The following is a 23,444-nucleotide window of genomic DNA, read 5'->3' as shown; positions in this document are numbered from 1 at the left end:
ATTATGAGTTGATAGTTAAGATAAATATAATTAAAAAAATTCTGCAAGAAAAGTATGAGTCAAAATTTTACATTTGGATACTCAAACTTTTTAATTAATTATCAACTGTCAATTGCAACTGAAGAGGGAGGTCTTTTCATGAAAAAGAGAGCTTTAATAAGTGTTTTTAATAAAGATGGAGTTTTAGATTTCGCCAAGTTTTTAGTTTCTAAAGATGTTGAGATAGTATCAACTGGTGGTACTTACAAATACTTAAAAGAAAATGGTATTGATGTAATTGAAATTAATGAAGTTACTAATTTTCCAGAAATGCTAGATGGTAGAGTTAAAACATTACATCCTTTAGTTCATGCTGGTATTCTTGCAATAAGAGACAATAAAGAACATATGAAAGTATTAGAAGAAAGAGAAATTCATACAATAGATTATGTTGTAGTTAATCTTTATCCATTTTTTGAAAAAGTGAAAGAAAATTTAACTTTCGAAGAAAAAGTTGAATTTATAGATATTGGTGGTCCTACAATGCTTAGAGCTGCAGCTAAAAACTTTCAAGATGTAACTGTAATTTCAAACATAGATGATTATGAAGTTGTTAAAAATGAAATAGAAAATGATGGGCAAGTATCTTTAAAGACAAAGAAAAAGTTAGCAGGTAAAGTATTTAATCTTATGAGTGCATATGATGGTGCTATTGCAAACTTTATGTTAGCTGATGAAGAAGAATATCCTGAGTATCTTTCAGTTTCATATAAGAAAATGCAAAACTTAAGATATGGTGAAAATTCTCACCAAAGTGCTGCTGTTTATTCATCAACAATGGTTCAAGGAGCTATGAATACTTTTGAAACTTTAAATGGTAAGGAACTATCATACAATAATTTTAAAGATGTTGATATAGCATGGAAATGTGCCAATGAATTTGAAAAGCCAGCATGCTGTGCATTAAAACATAATACACCATGTGGGGTAGCAACTGGTGAAAATTCTTATGAAGCTTATATGAAAGCATATGAAGTAGATCCAACTTCAATATTTGGTGGAATTATTGGATTTAATAGAAAAGTGGATAAGAAAACAGCAGAAGAAATGGTGAAAATATTCTTAGAGGTTATAGCAGCACCTGATTATGATGAGGATGCTTTGGAGGTATTAAAAACTAAGAAGAATTTAAGGGTACTTAAGTTCCACAATACTCCAAAGGCTGAGAAGTGCATGGTAACAGTTGATGGAGCAATATTAGTGCAAGATGAAGATAATAAACTTATTGATGAAATTAAAGTAGTAACTGAAAAGAAACCAAGTGATGAAGAAATGGAAGACTTATTATTTGGAATGAAGGTAGTTAAATATGTTAAATCTAATGCAATTGTTGTTGCACATAATGGAATTGCATTAGGTATTGGAGGAGGTCAAGTAAATAGAATTTGGCCAACAGAAGATGCATTAAGAAGAGGTAAAGGAGCTACAATATTAGCTTCAGATGCTTTCTTCCCATTTAGAGATGTTGTTGACAAAGCAGCTGAAGGTGGAATTAAAGCAATAATTCAACCAGGTGGTTCTATGAGAGATCAAGAGTCTATAGATGCTTGCAATGAACATGGAATAGCAATGGTATTTACAGGATTCAGACACTTTAAGCATTAGACTATATTTTAAAATTGGATTGATATTGTAGTATAAAGCTCATGGACTGAGAAATTTACTTTAAGAACTCTAGAACAAAGCTTAGTCCAATTAATGCATGCTCCAATCAAAGATTGCGACAAGCAGATAATTTGACAAATCTTTATTAAGAGTTCTAAAAAGTAAATTTCAATGCCAATTCGCAATTATACTACAATATCAATTGTTATAAAGAAGAGTCAAATATGATTTGGAGTTTGGAGGAAGATTATATGAAGCTACTTTTAATTGGATCTGGTGGAAGAGAGCATGCTTTAGCTTGGAAGCTTGGAAAAAGTCAAAAGGTTGAAAAAATATTTGTAGCACCAGGTAATGGCGGCACTGCAACTCAGGATAAATGTGAAAATATAAATATAACTGATATAGATGAATTAATAGCTTTTGCTAAAAAAGAATCTATTGATATAACAATAGTAGGACCAGAAGATCCATTGACTAAAGGAATAGTTGATGAATTTAAGAAAGAAAACTTAAAGATTTTTGGACCAGCTAAAGATGGAGCAATGCTTGAAGGTAGCAAAAGTTTTTCAAAAGATTTTATGAAAAAGTATGGTGTAAAAACAGCAGAATACGCTACATTCACAAGTGCCCATAAAGCATTAGAATATTTAGAAATTTGCAATTATCCAACTGTTGTAAAAGCAGATGGTCTTGCAGCAGGAAAAGGTGTTATAATCTGTGAAAACAAAGAAGAAGCAATAGGTGCTGTTAATACGTGTATGGTAGATGATGCATTTAATGGTGCAGGGCAAAAGATTGTTATTGAAGAATTTTTAGAAGGCGTTGAAGCTTCTATACTTTCAATAACTGATGGGAAAACTATAATTCCATTTTTATCAGCTAAAGATCATAAGCAAATATTTGATGATGGAAAAGGACCTAATACTGGTGGAATGGGAGTTTTAGCGCCTAATCCTTATGTAACAGAAGAAGTTTTATTAGATTTTAAAGAAAACATAATGAATAAAACATTAGTTGGAATAAAAGAAGAAGGCTTTGACTTTAAGGGGATTATATTCTTTGGTCTTATGATAACTAAAAAAGGAACATATCTTTTAGAATATAATGTTAGAATGGGTGATCCAGAAACTCAATCAGTTCTTTATTTAATGGAAAGTGATCTTTTAGAAGTAATTGAAGCAGCATTAAATGAAGAATTAGATAAAGCTCAGATTAAGTGGAATAAAGGGGTATGTATAAATGTAGTTTTAGCCTCTAATGGATATCCTAATAAATTCAATAAAGGGTATGAAATAAATATAGATGAAAAAGTTAAGGATAAGGTATTCTTAGCCGGAGCAAAATACCAAGATGGAATCTTAAAGACAAGTGGTGGTAGAGTTTTATCAGTTATTGGATGCGGAGAAAATGTTGAAGAAGCTAGAAAAGAAGCTTATTTAAGTATTAATAAAGTTACATTTAAAGGGGCATATTGTAGAAAAGATATAGGAATTTATAAGTAAATATTAGTTTGAAATCTATAGGATATATTATTTTATAAGTATGATTATAGTAGATTTAAATAATAAAAAACAACCAAAATGTAAGGTTAATTTGCAAATATTATAATGTGGTTTATAATTAAAGTAAAAGAATATAACAGTATATTGAGGTGGAGAAATGATGAGAGGTTTGTTAGATCCAAAGATAGATTTTATATTTAAAAATATTTTTGGTGCAGAAAAGAATTCTAAAATACTTATATCCTTTTTAAACTCAGTTCTTAAGTCTAAAGACATTATAAAAAATGTTGAAATAAAAAATACTGATATAGAAAAAGCTTTTGTTGAAGATAAATTTTCAAGACTTGATGTTAAAGCTACTACAAATAATAATGAAATAATTAATATAGAGATTCAGCTTAAGAATGAATATAACATGGTAAAGAGAAGTCTATATTATTGGAGCAAGCTTTATGAGGAACAACTTAATGAAGGTGATGATTATTCTGAACTTAAAAGAACAGTTTGTATCAATATATTAAACTTTAAATATTTGAAAAATGACAGATTTCATAATGGATATAGACTTAAAGAAATAAGTACAAATGAGGAGCTTACAGATACACAGGAAATCCATTTTATAGAAATTCCAAAGTTAAATGATGATTGCGATGAAAAAGATTTATTAGTTGCATGGACTGAATTTTTAAAGGATCCAGAAAGTGAAAAAGTTAGATCTTTGGAGATGAATATTGAGGAAATAAGAGCAGCTAAAGATGAACTTGTTAAAATTAGTAATGATAGTAAACAAAGGGAACTCTATGATATGCGTTCAAAAATATTAAGAGATAAAGTAAGTGCCTTAAATAAGGCTAAAAAAGATGGGAAACTTGAAGTTGCTAAAAATATGCTTTTAAATGGAATAGATGTTGAAAGTGTAAAAAAGATGACTGGATTAAATGAGGATGATTTAAAAGGTATAAATTTACTGTAGAAAATATGTATTATGAGTAGTGATGTAAAATGAGATATATTAATTATAGAAAGTTTATTTAGGCTTTGATAATGATCAAGAAAAGGTTACAACAGGATTTTGTTGTAACCTTTATTTTTAGTGTCAATAGTTGTTATTTACAATCGTATTGAACAAGTTTTTCTTTAAATAAATCACAAAATTCAGAAAAGCAATCAGGTAAGAAATTAGGGTTAGTTAAACTTAAATCTTTAGCATAGTCTTTCATTTTATCTATAAAAGGCAAGAAATTACAATTATTATTTCCATCAGGAATGAAAGAAGGAACATCAAATCCCTCATCTTTCATTACATCAATAAGTGTAACATAATATAAACTCATATCAGAACCATTACCACCTAAAGTTTCCACATATCCAAATTCAGAGCAAGCATTTTTAAAAGCATCATAGGCTTTTTTAGTATTAATTACAGCTTCATTTTTCTCATTTATTTCTATATCATCACTAGATGCTAAATTTTTAGTATTATTTTCATTTGGAATTCTATTTAATATTGTTTGTTTAACAAGGTCATTATCAGTTATATTAAGTCTTTTATGATAATTATTGTCATATATTTTGTCCATAAAAACTCTCCTTTAAAAAGTACATTATAAATACTATAATCGAAAAGGAAATAAAAAACTTAATAGTAATAAATAAACATTGATTGGGGTTTATAATATACATTTAGAAAACATTAATTATGAGTAGTGATGTAGTTTAAGATGGATTAATTATAGAAAGTTTATTTAAACTTTGATAATGATTAAGAAAAGGTTACAACAGGATTTTGTTGTAACCTTTATTTTTGTGTTAATAGTTATTATTTGCAATCATATTGAATAAGCTTTTCTTTAAATAAATCACAAAAATCTAAAAATTCATCTGTAAGAGGACTTCCACCTACTTCATGAAAATTTGGATCAGTCATTAAGTTTTTAGCATATTCTTTCATTTTGTCTATGAATGGAAGAAAAGCAGTAGTATTATTTGGAGTGAAATCTGGTACATCTATTCCATCATCTTTCATAATATCTTTTATTATAACATATTGTAAAGACATATCACCCAATTCCCCTTTGTTAGCCTCCAAAAAAGCATCATGAGCTTTTTTGGTATTAATAATATCAAAATTAGTTTCATTAATTTCAATTGAATCAGTAGTATTATTAACAGTACTTTTATTATCTGAAGCATATAAATCATTTTTATAAAAATCAGAATTAATTATATTTTTGTAGTTTAAATTATTATTTATTTCCATAATAATCTCCTTTAATACAAAGTAATTTATAAATATATAATCGAAAAGGAAATAAAAAACTTAATAGTAATAAATAAACATTGATTGGGGTTTATAATATACATTTAGAAAACATTAATTATGAGTAGTGATGTAGTTTGAGACTGATTAATTATAGAAAGTTTATTTAAACTTTGATAATGATTAAGAAAAGGTTACAACAGGATTTTGTTGTAACCTTTATTTTTTAGTACCAATATGCATTATTTGCAATCATATTGAATAAGTTTTTTTTTATATAAATCACAAAAATCTAAAAATTCATCTGTAAGGGGCATTGCTCCTACTTGATGATAATTTGGATCAGTCATTAGATTTTTAGCATACTCTTTCATTTTATCTATAAATGGAAGAAAGGCAGTTGTATTATTGGGAGTAAAGTCTGGTACATCTATCCCATCATCTTTCATCATATCTTTTATTATGGCATATAGAACTGAGTTATCACCAACTTCTCCTTTGTTAGCCTCTTTAAATGCATCGTAAGCTTTTTTAGTATTAATAACATTAAAATCAGTTTCATTAATTTCAATTGAATCAGTAGTATTGTTAACAGTACTTTTATTATCTGAAGTAGATAAATCATTTTTATAAAAATCAGAATTAATTATATTTTTGTAGTTTAAATTGTTGTTTATTTCCATAATAATCTCCTTTAATACAAAGTAATTTATAAATATATAATCGAAAAGGAAATAAAAAACTTAATAGTAATAAATAAACATTGATTGGGGTTTATAATATACATTTAAAAAACATTAATTATGAGTAGTGATGTAGTTTGAGACGAATTAATTATAGAAAGTTTATTTAAATTCTGATAATGATTAAGAAAAGGTTACAACAGGATTTTGTTGTAACCTTTATTTTTAGTGCCAATACTTATTATTTGCAATCGTATTGAATAAGTTTTTCTTTAAATAAATCACAAAATTCAGAAAAGCAATCAGGTAAGAAGTTAGGGTTAGTTAAACTTAAATCCTTAGCATACTGTTTTATTTTATCTATAAAGGGCAAGAAATTACGATTATTAGTTCCATCAGGAATGAAAGAAGGAACATCAATTCCTTCATTTTCTATAACGCAAAGTAATGTATTATAATATAAACTCATATCTGAACCATTTCCACCTAAAGTTTCCACATATCCAAATTCAGAACAAGCATCTTTAAACGCATCATAGGCTTTTTTAGTATTAATTACATTTTCACTTTTCTCATTTATTTCTATATTATCACTAGATGCTAAATTTTTACTATTAGTTTCATTTGGAATTCTATTTAATATTGTTTGTTTAACAAGATCATTTTCAGTTATATTAAGTTTTTTATGGTAATTATTATCATAAATTTTGTACATAAAAATTCTCCTTTTGTGATTAAATCATAATTATATATTCGTACAAAAAACATATAAATTTACATTTATGTAATATTTAAATAATTAGCAGAGATAAAATGAAAAAATCGACTGCATATTTTTTTATTAGTAGTATGTATGTAATGTAGTTAATATTTCTAAAAATATTAAAAATAATATAAATTATTAAACTATATTACTATTAAAGATAAAATAATTAAAGCAAACCTTATTTTTAACTACACACTGGTCAGACCAGTGCGTAGCTAATATTATTTTTTATTTACATTAAATTACTTAATTATAATACCTAAAATGGTAATTGACCATTTAATACTAAGTAATTACTATAAGTATGTAAATAAATGTTTTGGCTAGCCTTTGCAAAATTGCTTATAGGAGATTAAATATGGAAAAGTTATTTTTGAAGAAATTTTTAGAATGTATATTCTCAGACACATTTGAAGTACAGTTTTGGGATGGAACGACTGAAAAATTTGGTGAAGGAGATATAAAGTTCAAAATAATAATAAATGAACGTTTACCAAAAAGTAATATTTTAAAAGATCCTTTCTTAACTTTTGGTGAAGCATATATGAATAATATTATAGATTTCAAAGGAAATATTCAAGAAATTATAGAATCTGCTTATAAGAATAAAAATAGTTTTTTAAATAAGTCATCATTATTTGAAAAATTATATAAAGTTAAGCCAAATTCTATAAAAAATAGTAAAGAAGACATAAAATATCATTATGATTTAGGTAATGATTTTTATAAATTATGGTTAGACAAAACCATGAGTTATTCTTGTGCTTATTTTAAATCTTCTAAAGATTCCCTATATGAAGCACAATTAAATAAGGTTGATCATATATTAAGAAAATTAAATTTACATCCAGGAGAGAAATTATTAGATATAGGTTGTGGTTGGGGAGAACTTATAATAACTGCTGCAAAAAAATATGGTGTTAAGGCGCTTGGAATAACTTTAAGTGAAGAACAATTTTCCAAAGTAAATGAAAGAATAAAAGAAAATAATCTTGAAAATCAAGTAGAAGTTAGACTGATGGATTATAGAGAATTATTAAAAACAGGTGAAAAATTTAATAGGATTTGTAGTGTAGGTATGCTAGAGCATGTTGGTAGAAAAAACATACCTGTTTATATGGAAACTATAAATAATTTATTAGAAGAAAACGGGGTATCTTTACTTCACTGTATAACTGATCAAACTGAAGGCGAAGCAAATCAATGGATAAAAAAATACATATTTCCAGGAGGATACATACCATCAATTAGAGAGCTAGTTTATAATATGGCAGAAGAAGATTTACATTTAGTAGATTTAGAAAGTTTAAGATTACATTATGGTAAAACATTAGAATGTTGGGCTAAAAGTTTTGAAGATAATTTAGATAAAATTAAGGAAATGGGATTTGATGATAAATTTATTAGAATGTGGAGATTATATTTAAATTCTTGTGCAGCTTCATTTAATTATGGAGTAATAGATTTACATCAATTTTTATTTACAAAAGGATTAAATAATGAATTACCAATGACAAGAAAATATTTATATACCGAATAACTTAGAAAAATATTAATATCTTAAAATTATATTTTAGATATTAATATTTTTATATTTAAGAATACTATATGTTTGGTCCGTGGTTTTCTGAAAAGCTTTGAGTTAAACTATACCAATCTCGGAGATGTGAGTTCAGAAGAATATAAAGAACAGAAGGAAATTATTACAGAGAAAGCAATAGAAAAGTCTAATTAGTTTAAAATTATGTTTTTAAATTGATAATTGTACTTTTAATATAATGAATATTGAAAGAGTTGCATCAAAACAATTTTGATACACATTGGTAAATGAAAAAAAGGAATTCAATCTAAATAAGAATTGAATTCCTTTTTTATGCATATTAATATTATTTCCATAAATTGATGCAAAATATAATGCATAAATTAAGAAACAACTAAAAATGAGTTCTTTCGAAATGATTTGAAAATCATTTCGAAAGAACTGCATACTTTTTTTTATTAGTAATATGTATGTAATGTAGTTAATATTTCTAAAAAATATTAAAAATAATATAAATTATTAATAAGTGATGCTTTATGATGATTTTTATATATGAATAAATAAAACATGGGGAGTAATTGAACTTAGGAATTCTAAAATGAGTACAGTTCAGTTATTTTGTGTGTTCTAAATATAAAACACTAACTTATTAATATAAAAATTTAAGGAGTTGAAGGTATGTCAGATAAAAATTATGAATTGGGCACTGAAGAAAGACAAGGTTGGATGGACAATTACTTTTTTAGACCTAGAGGAATTGGATTTACTGAAAATGGTACTGTACCTTTAGATAGTGCAGAAATGAGTGCTTATAATATTGCTAAGTCATGCTATCAAATATATCCTGAAGTTTTTAATTTAAATTATATCTCAGAGGTAACTAAAGTAGAGAAAGAAGAAATAAAAAAGAGAATTAGAAGAATGTATGATGAGCATTTGATTATGTTTGTTATGAATCCAGCTACCCAAGTTTATGGTTGGGGGCTTTATTATTGGGTAGTTAAACTAAAAGAAGGTACTACTAAGGAACAAAAGGCAGTTCTTTCTAAATGGTTCCAAGATAAAGATGACATATGTACAGGATATGAAACAGATGGTGAATTTGATTTCTTTAATGGAAATCATATGAGAGTATTGGATAATTTATTGAGTGATGTAATAGCTCCATGGAAGGAAAATGAATATGTTGACTACGTACATTTATGTCCTATAAGAAGAGACGTAAGAGAATCAAATGTGAATATGTGGGATGTTAAAGGTGATGGATATAGAAAACATGTATGGGGAAAAGATCAGATAAAAAAATTATTTGAAGTTCAAGATAAAATAGATGAAATAGATTTTGCAATAATAGATGCTATAAATAGTACAGAATCAATTGGTGATATGTTAGATTATGATGTTTTAGCACAGTTATCAGGATTAGATAGTGAAACTATGAAAAAAGATTTGATTAAAATAGTTGATGATAAGAGAATAATACTTCCAATGATTTATTTAAACTTTAGAGCTTTAGGTTTAAGCATGAAGATGTATTTGATAAGATTATTCCAAATAATACCTAGTGCTAGAAAGGCTGAAATTGTTGATGAATTATCAGAAATACCAGAATTAAATAATGTATTAGAATTTAGCGATTCTTTATATGACATAATGGTTGCTGCTTATAATGAATTAACTGATTTAGATAAAATAAGAGACATATTAGATGGATATGGAGAGATTGAAGAAATTAAGGAAGCTGATACTAAAAGGCAATATAGAAGATGGGTATGTCGTTTAGATGATGAAAATGGATATTGGGAAGAATGTGTATTTACAGATGATTTCCTTCAAGATAGAACACAATATAATACAGTAAGATGCTGTAATAGTGTAGAGGAGGAGAAATAAATGAAGGTTGAATTTGCTCGTGATTATGTAGTTAATAACTTAAAGTATGCGTTGAATCCTAAATCAATAGCTGTTGTAGGTGCTAGTAGATATGATACTAAAGTTGGATATAAGGTAATTCAAGGATTAAATAATTGGGGATATAAAGGCAAAATATATCCAGTAAATCCTAGAGCTGATTATGTATGTAACTTAAAAGCTTATAAGAGAGTAATTGATATTCCAGATGAAATAGATTTAGTTTTTATAGCAGTTCCAGCTCATATTGTAAAAATGATACTTAAACAATGCGTTGAGAAGAAAGTCAAAATAGTTGTTATAGCAACTAGTGCATTCAAGGAAATTGGAAGAGGAGAACTTCAAAATGAATTAACTCAATATTGTAGAGATAATGAACTACCATTGATAGGTCCAAATCTTGTTGGAATGGGAAGTCCTTATTTGAATTTTAATTGTGGATTTATACCGTATTTACCAATCAAGGGGCCAGTGGCTATGATTTCACAATCAGGTGCTAACCTTTTAGCAGCGCTTGGAACCTCTCAAAGTGACCACTTTGGAATGAGCTTCTTTGTTGGTCTTGGTAATAAAGCTGATGTAGATTTTTGTGAATTTATAAGTTATGCAGGAATAGATGAAAATACTAAATGTTTATCAGTATATATTGAAGGATTAGATAGTCCAGAAGCATTTATAGATGTATGTAAGAAGTTTAATCATAAAAAACCAATAGTTACAATAAAAGTTGGTGGATCTAAGATAGGAGTTAAAGCAGCTTTTGCACATACTGCATCTGAAAATGAAGGAACTGATGATGCATATTATGATAAAATATTTGAAGAAGCAGGCGCAATAAGGGCAACAACATGGCAAGAATTTCTAGATATTTCTTTAGCACTTGGAAGTGAGCCTTCATTAAAAGGTGAAAACGTTGTTATGATAACTAATGGGGGAGGATCTGGATTATTAAGTTGTGACCATTTTGAAAGATGTGGAATGCCACTTAAAGAATTAAAGGAAATATCACCAGGGCTTGGAGAAAGAATTAAGGCTTATATGCCTATGTTTGGATCACCATTAAATCCAGTAGATATTTCAGGAACAGCATCTCCAATACAATATAAAGGTGCATTTACACAGGCTATGAGAGATCCAAATGTAAATGGCGTTTTAGGATCAATTTGTCCAACAGCAGTAACAGATGTTGATGCCGTAGTTGATATTGTAATAGAACTTCATGAGACATATAAGCACTTAAATAAACCATTTATTATGGAATGTCAAGGTGGAGAAGAGTGTCATAGAGCAATAATGAAATTAAGAGATCATGGGATACCAGCATATCCAACAGCAGAACAATCAGTAAATGCTATGTTGGCATTATGGAAATATGGAAAAATTAAAGGGGATATTTAATGTAGATACTGCTTTTGTAGAGTGTTAATATATGCATAAGCAAAGTGAACTAAGAAATTGAATTTAGGAACACTAAAATGAGTACAGTTCCATCTTAATAAATGAAGTTGAAAGAATAATTTTCGTTAGAGAAAGTAAAATTATTGTTATGATAAGAAATAGTAGTTTCATGTGGACTACTATTTTTTTGAGTTATAAATATATTTTATGAACTTTTAGGTATATTAATTAAAACACATAATTGTATATATTTTTTTAAAAATGGAATATTAAAAATGAGGTGATTTTAAGCATATATGTTAAAGCAAAATGGTAAAGATACAGTTTTAATTGATGCAGATGAAATAGCAAGGGGAAATACAAAAAATACTACTGCAAAGATAACATCTCAACATGACTTAATTTACCATAAATTAATATCTGAATTTGGAGAAGAAAATGCTAGGCAATACCCAATGGCAAATGAATTTGCTATAAAAAAGTATAAAGAAATTATTGAAGAAAGAAAAATAGAATGTGACTTTGAAGAAAAACCAGCATATAATATTATTTTTATTGTGAAAAAACAACATTATGATATTATTTTTATTGCGGAAAAAACAATATTATGATATTGTTTTATTATGTTTTTTAACAATATGACAAATATAAGGGGGCAAAATGAAAAGATTAATAGAGAAATGGAATAATATAAGTTTAGTTAAAAGAATAATATTAGGTCTAATATTAGGAATAATAATTGCATTAACAATTCCAAATTTAGGGGCGCCAATATCAATATTGGGATCATTATTTGTAGGTGCATTAAAGGCAATAGCTCCATTATTAGTATTTTTCTTAGTAATGGCTGCACTTTCTCAGTATAAAGAAGGTAAAAAGACTAATATGAAGTCAGTTATATTACTATATCTTTTAGGAACACTTTCAGCAGGAGTAGTTGGAGTTATTGGTAGTTTTCTATTCCCTATTAAATTAGTTCTTACAACAAGTGTAGAAAACTTAACACCACCAAGTGGAGTAGGAGAAGTATTAAATAATTTATTAATGAGTATAGTATCTAATCCAGTTAATGCACTTTCTAATGCTAATTATATAGGAATATTATTTTGGGCAGTAATTTTAGGTCTTGCTCTAAAAAATGCTAATGAAGGTTCTAAGGAAGTTATAGTAAATATTTCAGATGCTATATCACAAGTAGTAAGATGGATAATTAATTTAGCTCCATTTGGAATAATGGGACTTGTATTTGATAGCATATCTAAGCAAGGGATAGAATCATTACTTAAATACGGACAATTGATATTAGTATTAGTTGGATGTATGGCATTTTTTGCTTTAGTGGTAAACCCAATAATAACTTTTATAGCAATACGTAAAAATCCATATCCCCTTGTTATTAAATGCTTAAAAGATAGTGGGATTACAGCATTTTTCACTCGTAGTTCAGCGGCTAATATACCTGTAAATATGAAATTATGTAAGGAGCTTGGACTAAACGAAGATACATATTCAATTTCTATACCGCTTGGAGCAACTATAAATATGGGAGGCGCTGCTATAACTATATCAGTATTAGCACTTGCTGCAACTAATACTCTAGGTATAACAGTAGATATTGGAACCACTATAATACTTACTTTATTATCAGCTGTCAGTGCATGTGGAACTTCAGGAGTAGCAGGAGGATCATTATTATTAGTACCACTTGCTTGTAGTTTATTTGGTATTCCAAATGATATTGCTATGCAGGTAGTTGGTGTTGGATTTGTAATTGGAGTTATACAAGATTCTTGTGAAACTGCACTTAATTCTTCAACAGATGTACTTTACACTGCAGTAGCTGACTTTGTACAAAAACATAAGTTAAAATCATAATAATAGTTTAGTTAACTAATAAAAGTTTATTTTAGTAGAACTCTTACTTGTATTAAATATACAGGTGAGAGTTTTTTATGTTAGGTTATTATAAATAGTTTAATAATTTTATATGCCTGACATCAACAATGAAACCAACCACAATGAACTGCCCCCTGTCAAGTAGACATGGGGCAGTTCACAATACTAATGCAAGTATTGTCGTGGATTATTTTATTCTAGCTTATATTTTTTATTATTTATAATGAGATATATCGCCATACAATAATATTTTAGATATCCCATCATCAATACATATTTTGGAAAGACTAGCTGGTTCTATATCTGAATTATTACCAATATCACATATATTTTGATTCTTAAAATATGACATGATAACTTTTAAAGTAATTCGATGTGTTACAATGGCCACATTTTTACCTTGATTTAAATTAATAATATTCTCAATTGTAGGTATAACTCTATTTTTTAATTTTTCATAGGATTCACCTTCCCCAGTTGGAACATATAGTATAGGGTTATTCCAAAAGTCACTCCAAGGTTGAGAATATTTATTAATGATATCTATCTGTTTCATGCCCTCCCATTCGCCCATATGAATTTCTCTCAGTTCCTTTTTTGTATGAATAGGGATATTTCGATTACCTTTGATAATTTTAGCTGTATCATAAGCACGTTTGCTTTCACTAGAGTATATTAAATCGATTTTTTCTTTAACAAGTCTATCATGTAATTTTTGGGCTTGAGTCATACCGAGTTTTGTTAGAGGAGAATCTCTATGTCCTTGCATTCGTGTTTCTAGATTCCACTCTGTTTGACCATGTCTAATGAAATATATAATAGTTTGTCCCATATTTTCCTCCTAAATATTTATTATAAGTAATGCCGACAATAATTTATAATAAGAGTATAACGGGAAAATAATTATATGTATAATATATGTTATTATATGATTCATAAATAAAATGTATGAATGGAGACAAAATATGAATTTACATGGATTAAGATTATTTTATACAGTGGCTAAAACAGGAAGCGTAACAGTTGCATCGGAGCAACTAAAAATTAGTCAACCAGCAATTACATCACAGATCAAAAAATTTGAAAAAGAAAATGAGATAATATTATTTTTGCCGCAAGGTAGAGGTATTTGTTTAAGTGAAATAGGTGAGCAATTGGCAAAAGAAGCCGGCTTGATTTTTAAAATAGAAGATAGAATAGAGACATTAATAAAAAATTATAAACAAGGGAAAAATGGTACTTTGAAAATAACAGGTAATTATCTTTCAACTAATTTTTTGATACCTATGTGGGTAGCCAGTTTAAAACAAGAAAATGAAGATATAAATATTGAAATTAACACTATGAATACTGAAGATGCTATTAATTATCTTATTTCATATCAGGTAGATGTGGCAATTTTAGGAGGTGGCGCAATGAAGTATATAGATAAAATTAATGTTACCCAAATAATGGATGATGATTTATGGTTTGTAGCTTCTCCTAATCACAAATATGCCAATAAAAAAGTTAGTTTAGCTGATATTATGTTGGAACCATTTATAATGAGGGAAAAAGGAAGCCATGCAAGAGTACTTTTGGAATCTCTTTGCTATACCTATGGTATTGGACTACCTAAAATAGCAATTGAATTTAATGGATTGCATGAAACACTTATGGCTTCTACATCTGGTTATGGCGTGAGTTTTTGTTCTTCAATAGCAGTTAAAGAATTTGTTAATATGGGAAAATTATCAAGAATTTATGTAGATAATATCAATCTTAAAAATGAAATTGTTATTTGTGTACGTAAGAATGAAGAAATCTCATCTTTAGTTAAGAATTTTATGTCTATTATTAAAGCAGATTCTTTATCGGATTAAGGACTATAATGCTGATACGAATTATAAAGCGTAAGGGATTATTTATGGATTTGGAGTTGCTTTTATTTCTGATTATTGGTGGAATAATGATGAAAAAATGTCACTCATAAAGATAGAACTTAAGGATTCTTTTTGCAATAGAATAATTGAATTGTCTAATAAATAAAAGGTTGTCCAAAATTAAAATTTTAGACAACTTTTTTCTAATATCAAAATTAACATGATATTAGTATATCCATGATATTCCAAAACTTCTAGCGCCCGTATGTACACTTATTACAGGTGACAATTCCTCAATCAATATTGTATGTTTAGGATATACTTCTAATACTTTTTCTTTTAATTTTAATGCAGAATCGTAACCATCTGCATGAGCAATAATAATTTTTGAATTCAAAGTTAAATTTTCATTTTTTATTAATTCAATTAAATTATTATATACTTTATTCATGGTTCTTACTTTGTTTTTTAATACTATTTTACCTTCTTCAAAAGATAAGATTGGCTTTATATTTAGTAACTTCCCAAAAGATGCAGCAGACAAAGATATTCTTCCAGTTCTGTGTAAATGAGATAAATTATCTACAACTAAATAAATTTTTGAATTTGCTCTTATATACTCCAGGTTTTTAAAAATATCTTCAATAGAACTTCCATTTTTAATTAATTCTAACGTTGTGATTGTCATCTGTTTTTGAATAGTTGATGTATAAAGAGAATCAAAAACAATTATTTTATCATTTGAAATTTGATTTTTAGCTACTATTCCAGTTTGAAATGTACCACTTAATTTAGAACTAATTGTAATATATATAATGTAATCATATTTATCTACTATTTCTTCAAAAAGTTTAAAAACATCTCCAATAGAGGGCTGTGAAGTAGTTGGAAGATGGATACATTCATTCATTTTAGAACAGAATTCGCTTGGAGTTATATCTATTCCGTCCTTAAAAGAGTTATCATCAATTATTAGTTGTAGTGGTAGTGAATATAAATTGTTATTATTTTCAAATAATTTTTTATCAATTACAGCAGTACTATCTACAACAACAGCTATTTTATTCATAGAGTTCACCTCACAAAAATGTTATTCATGTTACAAAAGGTACACTTGTAACACTTATGTATTCATCATATAATATTGTAAAGTATGAAGTCAATAATATGTAATAAATGGTACAAATAAGAATGGAGGTTACAAATGAGTCAATTTAAAGAAAAAGTTAATCCTATAACTTTAAGATCAAAAAAATGGATTGTAAATTCATTAATCGAATTAATGGAAAAAAAACCTTATAATCAGATTACTTTAAAAGAAATCGCAGAAAATGTGGATTTAGCAAGGCAAACAATTTATAGAAATTTTGCAACAAAGGAAGCTATATTAGAATATCACGTTGATGGATTGTACAATGAGTTCATAAAAATAATTTCAGCTAAAAAGGAAGTAACATTAAATGATTTACTTATTACATATTTTGAATATTGGTATAAAAATAAAGAGTTTTTAAAAAAGCTAATAGATAATAATGTATATTTAATATTGCTTGATTTACATTTAAAATATTTAAATTCAATGGCAACAAATGAAGAATTGAAAAAATTAACTTTTGTATCAGAAAATAGTTATTTTAATCATTTTACAGCAGGGGGATTATGGTTTGTACTAAAAAGATGGATTGAGGATGATGCAGAAAAAACTCCTAAAGAAATGACAAATATTATTTTGAATTTTTATCATATTAAAGGATTAAATACAGAAAGTATGAAAGAAAAATGAACTTTTAAGGAAAGAAGTGGTATAGTGAGCGCAGTATTAATAAAAGCAGGAGTATTTATATTAATTATAGTTCTAGGATATTTATTAAAAAGAATAGGATTTTTTAAATTAAGTGATTTTAAAGTTGTATCAAAAATAGTACTTAATATTACACTGCCTTGTGCAGTTATAAGCAATTTCAATAAACTTGAAATGGACATGACACTTTTATTTTTGGTTATAATTGGAATAATATGTAATTTTATTATGATAGGGACAGGCTATTTAGTTGCTTGGAGAAATGATAATAATGAAAAAGCATTTAATATGATAAATTTTTCAGGATACAATATAGGATGTTTTGCAATGCCATATGTACAGAATTTTTTAGGACCTATTGGGGTAGTAGCTACATGTTTATTTGATGCAGGTAACTCACTCCTTTGTACTGGTGGAACATATAGTATGGCATCAGCAGTTGCAAAAACTGATGGAAAAACTACTGTGAAGAAATTTATAAAAAATATATTTTCTTCAATACCTTTAAATACATATATTATTATGCTTATAATATCATCATTTAATATATTACTTCCAAAATCAATTATAATGTTTAGTGATACAGTAGGAGCAGCAAATGGATTTTTAGCAATGCTTATGATTGGGATTGGATTAGAATTAAATCTTAATAAAAATCAGCTTGGAAAAATTTTAAGAAATCTTATTATTAGGTTTGGAATATCAGGAATAATTGCATTTGTATTTCTAAATTTTTTACCATTTTCATTAGAGGTACGTCAAGTATTAGCACTTATAGTATTTGCACCGATTTCAGCAATTTCAATTGCATTCACTGAAAAATGTAAGGGTGATATTGGACTTGCTAGTGCTATGAATTCATGTTCTATTATTTTAAGTATCATAGTCATGACAACAATGCTTTTAGTTTTACATATTTAAATAAAACTTCAAGTTCTATTGACATTCATCTATTTACTTAGGCAACTGAGGTTACTAATATTTCTATTTAACATATTCACAACAGCTTATTTTAAATGTTAAAATATAAGTAATATATTTAAGGATGTGTTGGAATGAATATGCAAAGATATGATCAAGACAACCCAAAGCTTGTTAATTCTATAGTATGTGCTATAGATATATTAGGTTTTTCGCAAATGATAGTAAATTCGTGTAAGGATGGATATGGTAACAAATTGCTTAAAGAAATTAGTTACCTTATAAATAAGAACAAACAATGTATAATTCCTAATAAGTATAGTCAAGGTAAAATAAAGATATATACTGATAATATGATTGTTGGGTATCCTATAAAAGATGATGGAGAAGAAGAGTTAGATGAAATATTAGACAATGTATCAGAATATCAATTCAACTTATCTTTAGAGGGCCTTTTTGTTAGAGGCGGTGTAAGTGTAGGTGAGTTTTATATAAATGAAGATATTGTGTTTGGACCAGCTCTTTTAGATGCTCATAATACAGAAAGTGAATTGGCTTGCTATCCAAGAATTGTATTAGATTATAAAACAGTCAATAGATTGCAAAAGTATATTAATTATTATGATGTTGCTCCACAGCAGAATAAAATACTTATTGATAGTGATGGCCAATGGTTTTTAAATTATTTGAACACTATATTTAAATATTATACAGAATGCAATAATGAATATGAGTTTGAAAAAGTGCAAATAGAGTTACTTCTTAGGCATAAATTAAAAATTGAAGAAATGTTAGAATTACATAAAAAAGATATAATAGTATGGGATAAATATGTATGGACTGCTAATTATCATAATTATTTCTGTGATTTGAATTTCCCAAATGAAAAACAACTGAAAATATCAAGGAAGACGTTACTTTCATGGCCTAGACAAATTTCTAATAATGATGTTTAATATTCACATTAATCACATATAAATATGATTTTTAAATTTGTAGCATAAAAGATAAGTCTATAGTAATTAAAGCAAAATTTATTAATGAAAAACCTAATCTTGTGTAAGATATATAACCAAGATTAGGTTTTTTAGTACAACAGGATAACTTAAATCAAATCATCTAGCCCATTAACTGTAGTTTGTTCATTCTCATTAATTGGAATAACTATACATTTTTGACCATCGATTATTTGTGATTTTATTTGAGGTACTTTTTCAGGTTTTACATGAAGTATAACATCATAGTTAGTTTCAGAGTTATTATATTCTGAATTTGTGTCCTGAGTTTCTTCTAAATTGTTTTTTAAAGCTTCTTCTAAAACTACGTTGTCATCATTAATATCTTTAGAAGAAGAGTTTTCATTATCTATAGCAGTTTCTTGTTTAGCTTGTTCTAATCTGTTTTGTAAAATTTCCACTTGTTTTTTAAGATGCTTTTCTTTCTTTGCTTGAGCATTTGCCTTAAGTATTTTTGAATCAATTAAATTTTCTGCTATAGGAAGGTCATCACCAAAATTTTCTACATATGATTTTTCAATTTTATTAGTAATTTCTTCAGGCACTCCACTTTCTATTAAAAGGTTTTGTATCTCCTTTTTTGTTAATGTTATAGGATCACAATCGGTATCATCATATATGGAATTATGTTCATCTACCATAGAATTTAGGTTTTCTTGTATCTCTATAAAGATCTTATCAGATTTTTTTTCATCAGATCCTATAGAATCCTTAATAATTGTTTGAAAAGTTTCTTTTTGTATAGTAGCGGTTTGTTTTGAAGAACAACCTAAGGCATTTTCCATTAATTCAGTATGTGTATCTTTAGCATTTTTTGTGTAATACATAATAGAGTTAACATCTGAACTACGATCAATAAAAGCAGGAAATACAAAACCATTAGTTGGAGCATCAACTACCCAATCTCTTAGCCTAGCTTTAATTTTATTTTCTTCTTCAAAGTATCTAAGACCTGGTTTTGAAAGTGAAACAGGACATATTGCACATAGCAAATATTCATATACTTCTTCAGATTCATCTAGCTTTGCATTATCAGTAGTTTTAGTAATAATATCATAAGCATCATGAAAAATAAGTATTAAAAAGTTACCAGTGTAATCATAGCTATCTATAATAGATTGATAAAAAGCATCAAGAAGAGAATCATCCTTTAATTGACTGTTTTTAAGCTGCATAAGAGAAATCTGTTTTTCATTTATAAAATCTTCATTAATGGGAAAGTTTAATTCTAAAATATTATTTCCAATAGTTCCAGACAGTACTTTTCTTGCAATTTCTAAATATTTAAAATATTCATCTTCATCTAAATTTAGAAAAGTTTCTCTAAATTTTAAAATAATATGCTTTTCTCCATTAACATAACAACCACACATTTTAGTGAAGGTGCAATGATCTTTTTTAAAACGTCTTTTTAACTCAAGTATATCTTTTTTTCTCATATATAAACCCCTCAATCTAGTCTTTAATTAATATATCATCATTATTAAGTATAGTATTTTTCTTAGATTAATTAAAGAATTTTAATTCTTTAGGAAATTAAAGTTGAAGATTGAGCAATAGTATTAAATTCTGATATTTGAGAATTTAATATATAAAAAACAATTTATAATAACTTAACAGATTGATATTTATCATTTAATGTAAAATAAATGTATACATATTTGCAGTTAAAACGTCATAATAACAGAAGTATCAAAATCTAAGCTGATAACTAAATTATTTTATGGAAGGAGGAAATGATGAACAATGAATTAATAAATGAGATGTTTGAAAAAAAGATGATTATAATATATAAGTATTTAGTTAAGCTTGGTTGTAGTAAAGATAATGCTGAAGATATAGTACAAGATACTTTTTATACAGCATTAAAATACATTGATGGTATACAGACTAATAAAGTTTCATCATGGCTTTTTAAGGTAGCAATTAATAAATACTATGACTTGTGCAGAAAAAATAATAGACATATTTATTTAAGTATTGATGAAGAAGTTTTTAAAGAAAGATTGGTAGAAAACAATTTAGTTGAGGAGTTTATATTGGATTTAGAAAGAAAGAAAGAAATTAATGAAATTCTAAATTCTATTAGTGACGTTCATAAGAATCTATTGTTCTTTAAATATGACATGGGTTTATCTTATAAAGAAATAGCGGAACTTTTGGGAATAAACGAAAATACAGTTAAAACCTATCTTTTTAGAGCAAGAGAAAAATTTAAAAAGTTATGGAGGGACAAGTATGGATATAAAGAGTGATGAAGAAAAATTAAAAGAACTGTTTGAAATGAAAGAAAAACCTAATTTTAATAACGCAGTTAAAAGAGCTAAGATATTTTCAATAGTAAGGACTATAATAATAAGTTTAATGATGTTTATTATAGTAAGTTTTGTATTATTTATATCTAATGCCGCTATTTTGAATGTTATGAATAATAAAGAAGAGGATAGTTTAAGAACTTTATTTGATGTAGCTATGCCAAATGCTTATATAGGAAGTATACAAAGTGATGACAGAATTATGATTGGTGAAATAGACTATGTTAGATATAGATTTTTAAAAAATAAGCCTATAATTGATGGAAATTATAAGGAGTCTTATACATATATACCTTTAATAAATGGAGTTTATGGTTATATGGGACAATATTTATTTGATAGAGTTAGTAAATCATCAAGAGATTCAAATGAAGCTTATAATAAAGTAGGAAAAAAAGTAATGAAATTTTATCATCCATCAATAAAATATGAAAATTATATAAATGATTTAGAAAATATTGATGAAATAGGTAGTGATAAATTAATGGAGATATCATTATCTTTTGATAAAAGTTATAGTCTTGAAGAAGTAAAGAATATGATTCCTAGTGATATGACTTTAAATTGGTATTGGGTAGATACTTTTTCTGAAAATGATTACTATTTTTCAGATAAGTTAATATTTAATGAATACTATGTATATGGTATAAAAGCTTTAGACAACCAAGGAGATTCAATTGATAATCCTGAAAAGAATTTTATAGATGCTATTAATGAAGGAAAAGACAACAATTATAGTAAGGAGTATAAAGAATTATTTGATAATTTAAGTAATGGAAAAGGTGAGATTAATAAAGAAGATTTAAAGATAATAGGAGTAGTTGTAAGTGGTGATAGTAAATCATTAAAAGCCTTAAAAGATAAAACTTATATTAAATCAGCTACACTAGGTGCAGTAGCAGATAAATATTAATAAAGGAGATATATATATGAAAAAATATTTAAAATTAGAATTTAAAAAGAATATGTTTTCTTGGAGAACAATAAGTTCTATTCTAATAATTTTATCAGTATTTATGATACCTTATTTAGAAGAAATAAAATTTCCATGTCAAGAATTAGATGGAGTAGATTATTTTATAAGACTTAGTGAATTTTCATATATAGGATTTATAGGACCGATTATAGCAGGAATAATTTATTCTACATCAATAATTAATGATAAAGAATCGGGATTTATAAATAAATTATTGGAAATTATAGATATAAAAACTTATTTTAAAGTTAAATTAATAGTAAATGTCTTAATAAATTTTATAATATTTGCAATAAGCTATGGTATTTGCATTTTATATCTTATTATAAAATATGGATTAAATAATATTAGGGATGGAATGACAAATGGTGCTTTCGTAATAAGTGGATTTATAGGTGTGTATGAAAGCTCAAAAATATTATATATTATTATAATACTTTTAGGAACATTAATATCTTCAGTTACTTTTTCAACATTTGTATTTGGAATTACAACAATAACTGGGACAAAACTTACAGCATATATATTCCCTATATTTTATGTAATACTTACTGGAATCTTTTTTGAGATGTGGTTTTTAAATAGTGTAATTGATTTTAATGTGGTAAAATTATTCAATTTAATAGAAAGCAATACCCAAAATGGAATTAATATAATATTATATAATTTAATATTAATGATATTAGGAGTGGGATTATTATATAAATCATGTTATAAGGACGTTTTATATTTGTCTCGGGAAATTTGAATTTACTTTTATTTTAAGAAAAAGAGTTTAGTATATAAATAATTAATCTTACTTTAAAAGAATTTGAACTTATGCTTATGCTTGTGAAAAATAAATAGATTAACTAACGAGCCAACAAGATGTGCATCTTGTAGAAAAGATAAAAAAGAACAAAATAGAAAATAATTTTAGAGTGTTGTGAGGTTTAAAATGGTACCTATGAACA

General features: G+C 26.7%; 22 protein-coding genes and 1 pseudogene. 16 read left to right on the top strand and 7 right to left on the bottom strand.

Annotated elements, in window-relative coordinates; genetic code table 11:
• Nucleotides 1-138 precede the first annotated feature (138 nt).
• From purH to NG904_RS03975, 3 genes are all read left to right on the top strand, one after another.
• A complete protein-coding gene (gene purH, locus NG904_RS03985) occupies nucleotides 139-1,644 on the top strand; it encodes a bifunctional phosphoribosylaminoimidazolecarboxamide formyltransferase/IMP cyclohydrolase (RefSeq protein WP_252229936.1) in 1,506 nt (501 codons plus the stop codon).
• Between the two features lie 251 nt (nucleotides 1,645-1,895).
• Nucleotides 1,896-3,146 carry a phosphoribosylamine--glycine ligase gene (gene purD, locus NG904_RS03980; RefSeq protein WP_252229934.1) on the top strand — a complete coding sequence of 417 codons (1,251 nt, stop codon included), beginning with the start codon at nucleotides 1,896-1,898 and terminating at the stop codon, nucleotides 3,144-3,146.
• Between the two features lie 157 nt (nucleotides 3,147-3,303).
• On the top strand, nucleotides 3,304-4,119 hold the full coding sequence (locus NG904_RS03975) for an Rpn family recombination-promoting nuclease/putative transposase (RefSeq protein ID WP_353846045.1): 816 nt from the start codon (nucleotides 3,304-3,306) through the stop codon (nucleotides 4,117-4,119).
• A gap of 133 nt (nucleotides 4,120-4,252) precedes the next feature.
• Here NG904_RS03975 and NG904_RS03970 read toward each other — a convergent pair whose 3' ends face one another.
• The 4 genes from NG904_RS03970 to NG904_RS03955 form a co-directional block, all read right to left on the bottom strand.
• Nucleotides 4,253-4,726 (bottom strand): hypothetical protein, encoded by a 474-nt coding sequence (locus tag NG904_RS03970; RefSeq protein WP_252229930.1) that lies wholly within the window; start codon nucleotides 4,724-4,726, stop codon nucleotides 4,253-4,255.
• A gap of 239 nt (nucleotides 4,727-4,965) precedes the next feature.
• Nucleotides 4,966-5,406, bottom strand: coding sequence for a hypothetical protein (locus tag NG904_RS03965; RefSeq protein ID WP_252229928.1), 441 nt, complete (start codon nucleotides 5,404-5,406; stop codon nucleotides 4,966-4,968).
• Nucleotides 5,407-5,648: 242 nt separating this feature from the next.
• Nucleotides 5,649-6,089 carry a hypothetical protein gene (locus NG904_RS03960; protein WP_252229926.1) on the bottom strand — a complete coding sequence of 147 codons (441 nt, stop codon included), beginning with the start codon at nucleotides 6,087-6,089 and terminating at the stop codon, nucleotides 5,649-5,651.
• A gap of 241 nt (nucleotides 6,090-6,330) precedes the next feature.
• The gene (locus NG904_RS03955) at nucleotides 6,331-6,804 is read right to left on the bottom strand and encodes a hypothetical protein (protein ID WP_252229924.1); all 474 of its coding nucleotides are present in this window, start codon (nucleotides 6,802-6,804) and stop codon (nucleotides 6,331-6,333) included.
• A gap of 409 nt (nucleotides 6,805-7,213) precedes the next feature.
• On the opposite strand from NG904_RS03955, the gene NG904_RS03950 reads away from it, so the two are divergent.
• From NG904_RS03950 to sstT, 5 genes and pseudogenes are all read left to right on the top strand, one after another.
• Nucleotides 7,214-8,395 (top strand): SAM-dependent methyltransferase, encoded by a 1,182-nt coding sequence (locus tag NG904_RS03950; RefSeq protein WP_252229922.1) that lies wholly within the window; start codon nucleotides 7,214-7,216, stop codon nucleotides 8,393-8,395.
• Between the two features lie 678 nt (nucleotides 8,396-9,073).
• Nucleotides 9,074-10,288: an AsnC family transcriptional regulator gene (locus NG904_RS03945; protein WP_252229920.1), complete on the top strand. Its 1,215-nt coding sequence runs from the start codon at nucleotides 9,074-9,076 to the stop codon at nucleotides 10,286-10,288.
• A complete protein-coding gene (locus NG904_RS03940) occupies nucleotides 10,289-11,704 on the top strand; it encodes an acetate--CoA ligase family protein (RefSeq protein WP_252229918.1) in 1,416 nt (471 codons plus the stop codon).
• Between the two features lie 290 nt (nucleotides 11,705-11,994).
• Nucleotides 11,995-12,246: pseudogene (locus NG904_RS03935) on the top strand (FAD-dependent oxidoreductase); the annotation flags it as partial.
• A 118-nt stretch (nucleotides 12,247-12,364) separates the two neighbouring features.
• Complete coding sequence (gene sstT / locus NG904_RS03930; protein ID WP_252229916.1) at nucleotides 12,365-13,579, top strand: serine/threonine transporter SstT; 1,215 nt, start codon at nucleotides 12,365-12,367, stop codon at nucleotides 13,577-13,579.
• Between the two features lie 235 nt (nucleotides 13,580-13,814).
• Here the strand turns inward: sstT and NG904_RS03925 are convergent, their stop codons facing one another.
• Nucleotides 13,815-14,432: a histidine phosphatase family protein gene (locus tag NG904_RS03925; RefSeq protein ID WP_252226797.1), complete on the bottom strand. Its 618-nt coding sequence runs from the start codon at nucleotides 14,430-14,432 to the stop codon at nucleotides 13,815-13,817.
• Nucleotides 14,433-14,565: 133 nt separating this feature from the next.
• Here NG904_RS03925 and NG904_RS03920 point away from each other — a divergent pair, with 133 nt between their 5' ends.
• Nucleotides 14,566-15,462, top strand: a complete 897-nt coding sequence (locus NG904_RS03920; protein ID WP_252229914.1) for a LysR family transcriptional regulator — start codon at nucleotides 14,566-14,568, stop codon at nucleotides 15,460-15,462.
• A 226-nt stretch (nucleotides 15,463-15,688) separates the two neighbouring features.
• Here NG904_RS03920 and NG904_RS03915 read toward each other — a convergent pair whose 3' ends face one another.
• On the bottom strand, nucleotides 15,689-16,531 hold the full coding sequence (locus NG904_RS03915) for a DegV family protein (protein WP_252229912.1): 843 nt from the start codon (nucleotides 16,529-16,531) through the stop codon (nucleotides 15,689-15,691).
• 135 nt (nucleotides 16,532-16,666) lie between these two features.
• On the opposite strand from NG904_RS03915, the gene NG904_RS03910 reads away from it, so the two are divergent.
• From NG904_RS03910 to NG904_RS03900, 3 genes are all read left to right on the top strand, one after another.
• The gene (locus NG904_RS03910; protein ID WP_252213039.1) at nucleotides 16,667-17,245 is read left to right on the top strand and encodes a TetR/AcrR family transcriptional regulator; all 579 of its coding nucleotides are present in this window, start codon (nucleotides 16,667-16,669) and stop codon (nucleotides 17,243-17,245) included.
• A gap of 24 nt (nucleotides 17,246-17,269) precedes the next feature.
• Nucleotides 17,270-18,184 (top strand): AEC family transporter, encoded by a 915-nt coding sequence (locus tag NG904_RS17450; protein WP_252213038.1) that lies wholly within the window; start codon nucleotides 17,270-17,272, stop codon nucleotides 18,182-18,184.
• A gap of 134 nt (nucleotides 18,185-18,318) precedes the next feature.
• Complete coding sequence (locus NG904_RS03900) at nucleotides 18,319-19,140, top strand: hypothetical protein (protein ID WP_252213037.1); 822 nt, start codon at nucleotides 18,319-18,321, stop codon at nucleotides 19,138-19,140.
• Between the two features lie 149 nt (nucleotides 19,141-19,289).
• On the opposite strand, the gene NG904_RS03895 is transcribed toward NG904_RS03900, so the two are convergent.
• Nucleotides 19,290-20,639, bottom strand: a complete 1,350-nt coding sequence (locus NG904_RS03895) for a DUF4317 domain-containing protein (RefSeq protein WP_252229910.1) — start codon at nucleotides 20,637-20,639, stop codon at nucleotides 19,290-19,292.
• Between the two features lie 300 nt (nucleotides 20,640-20,939).
• Here NG904_RS03895 and NG904_RS03890 point away from each other — a divergent pair, with 300 nt between their 5' ends.
• The 4 genes from NG904_RS03890 (at nucleotide 20,940) to NG904_RS17445 (ending at nucleotide 23,404) form a co-directional block, all read left to right on the top strand.
• Nucleotides 20,940-21,455 carry an RNA polymerase sigma factor gene (locus tag NG904_RS03890; protein WP_252229908.1) on the top strand — a complete coding sequence of 172 codons (516 nt, stop codon included), beginning with the start codon at nucleotides 20,940-20,942 and terminating at the stop codon, nucleotides 21,453-21,455.
• A complete protein-coding gene (locus tag NG904_RS03885) occupies nucleotides 21,439-22,428 on the top strand; it encodes an anti sigma factor C-terminal domain-containing protein (protein WP_252229906.1) in 990 nt (329 codons plus the stop codon). The genes NG904_RS03890 and NG904_RS03885 overlap by 17 nt, the downstream gene beginning before the upstream one ends.
• A 16-nt stretch (nucleotides 22,429-22,444) precedes the next feature.
• Nucleotides 22,445-23,239, top strand: coding sequence for a hypothetical protein (locus tag NG904_RS03880; RefSeq protein WP_252229904.1), 795 nt, complete (start codon nucleotides 22,445-22,447; stop codon nucleotides 23,237-23,239).
• A 90-nt stretch (nucleotides 23,240-23,329) separates the two neighbouring features.
• Nucleotides 23,330-23,404 (top strand): zinc-ribbon domain containing protein, encoded by a 75-nt coding sequence (locus NG904_RS17445; protein ID WP_353846048.1) that lies wholly within the window; start codon nucleotides 23,330-23,332, stop codon nucleotides 23,402-23,404.
• Nucleotides 23,405-23,444 lie beyond the last annotated feature (40 nt).

Origin of the sequence: Clostridium sp. ZBS15 (assembly GCF_023845705.1) — a bacterium.
GTDB lineage: Bacteria > Bacillota > Clostridia > Clostridiales > Clostridiaceae > Clostridium > Clostridium aquiflavi.
This window is presented reverse-complemented; position numbering and strand designations above follow the sequence as displayed.

What these genes read in the sequence shown, in the direction of transcription:
- purH (WP_252229936.1), top strand. Translation starts at nt 139, where the DNA reads ATGAAAAAGAGAGCTTTAATAAGTGTTTTTAATAAAGATGGAGTTTTA.
- purD (WP_252229934.1), top strand. Translation starts at nt 1,896, where the DNA reads ATGAAGCTACTTTTAATTGGATCTGGTGGAAGAGAGCATGCTTTAGCT.
- NG904_RS03975 (WP_353846045.1), top strand. Translation starts at nt 3,304, where the DNA reads ATGATGAGAGGTTTGTTAGATCCAAAGATAGATTTTATATTTAAAAAT.
- NG904_RS03970 (WP_252229930.1), bottom strand. Translation starts at nt 4,726, where the DNA reads ATGGACAAAATATATGACAATAATTATCATAAAAGACTTAATATAACT.
- NG904_RS03965 (WP_252229928.1), bottom strand. Translation starts at nt 5,406, where the DNA reads ATGGAAATAAATAATAATTTAAACTACAAAAATATAATTAATTCTGAT.
- NG904_RS03960 (WP_252229926.1), bottom strand. Translation starts at nt 6,089, where the DNA reads ATGGAAATAAACAACAATTTAAACTACAAAAATATAATTAATTCTGAT.
- NG904_RS03955 (WP_252229924.1), bottom strand. Translation starts at nt 6,804, where the DNA reads ATGTACAAAATTTATGATAATAATTACCATAAAAAACTTAATATAACT.
- NG904_RS03950 (WP_252229922.1), top strand. Translation starts at nt 7,214, where the DNA reads ATGGAAAAGTTATTTTTGAAGAAATTTTTAGAATGTATATTCTCAGAC.
- NG904_RS03945 (WP_252229920.1), top strand. Translation starts at nt 9,074, where the DNA reads ATGTCAGATAAAAATTATGAATTGGGCACTGAAGAAAGACAAGGTTGG.
- NG904_RS03940 (WP_252229918.1), top strand. Translation starts at nt 10,289, where the DNA reads ATGAAGGTTGAATTTGCTCGTGATTATGTAGTTAATAACTTAAAGTAT.
- sstT (WP_252229916.1), top strand. Translation starts at nt 12,365, where the DNA reads ATGAAAAGATTAATAGAGAAATGGAATAATATAAGTTTAGTTAAAAGA.
- NG904_RS03925 (WP_252226797.1), bottom strand. Translation starts at nt 14,432, where the DNA reads ATGGGACAAACTATTATATATTTCATTAGACATGGTCAAACAGAGTGG.
- NG904_RS03920 (WP_252229914.1), top strand. Translation starts at nt 14,566, where the DNA reads ATGAATTTACATGGATTAAGATTATTTTATACAGTGGCTAAAACAGGA.
- NG904_RS03915 (WP_252229912.1), bottom strand. Translation starts at nt 16,531, where the DNA reads ATGAATAAAATAGCTGTTGTTGTAGATAGTACTGCTGTAATTGATAAA.
- NG904_RS03910 (WP_252213039.1), top strand. Translation starts at nt 16,667, where the DNA reads ATGAGTCAATTTAAAGAAAAAGTTAATCCTATAACTTTAAGATCAAAA.
- NG904_RS03900 (WP_252213037.1), top strand. Translation starts at nt 18,319, where the DNA reads ATGAATATGCAAAGATATGATCAAGACAACCCAAAGCTTGTTAATTCT.
- NG904_RS03895 (WP_252229910.1), bottom strand. Translation starts at nt 20,639, where the DNA reads ATGAGAAAAAAAGATATACTTGAGTTAAAAAGACGTTTTAAAAAAGAT.
- NG904_RS03890 (WP_252229908.1), top strand. Translation starts at nt 20,940, where the DNA reads ATGAACAATGAATTAATAAATGAGATGTTTGAAAAAAAGATGATTATA.
- NG904_RS03885 (WP_252229906.1), top strand. Translation starts at nt 21,439, where the DNA reads ATGGATATAAAGAGTGATGAAGAAAAATTAAAAGAACTGTTTGAAATG.
- NG904_RS03880 (WP_252229904.1), top strand. Translation starts at nt 22,445, where the DNA reads ATGAAAAAATATTTAAAATTAGAATTTAAAAAGAATATGTTTTCTTGG.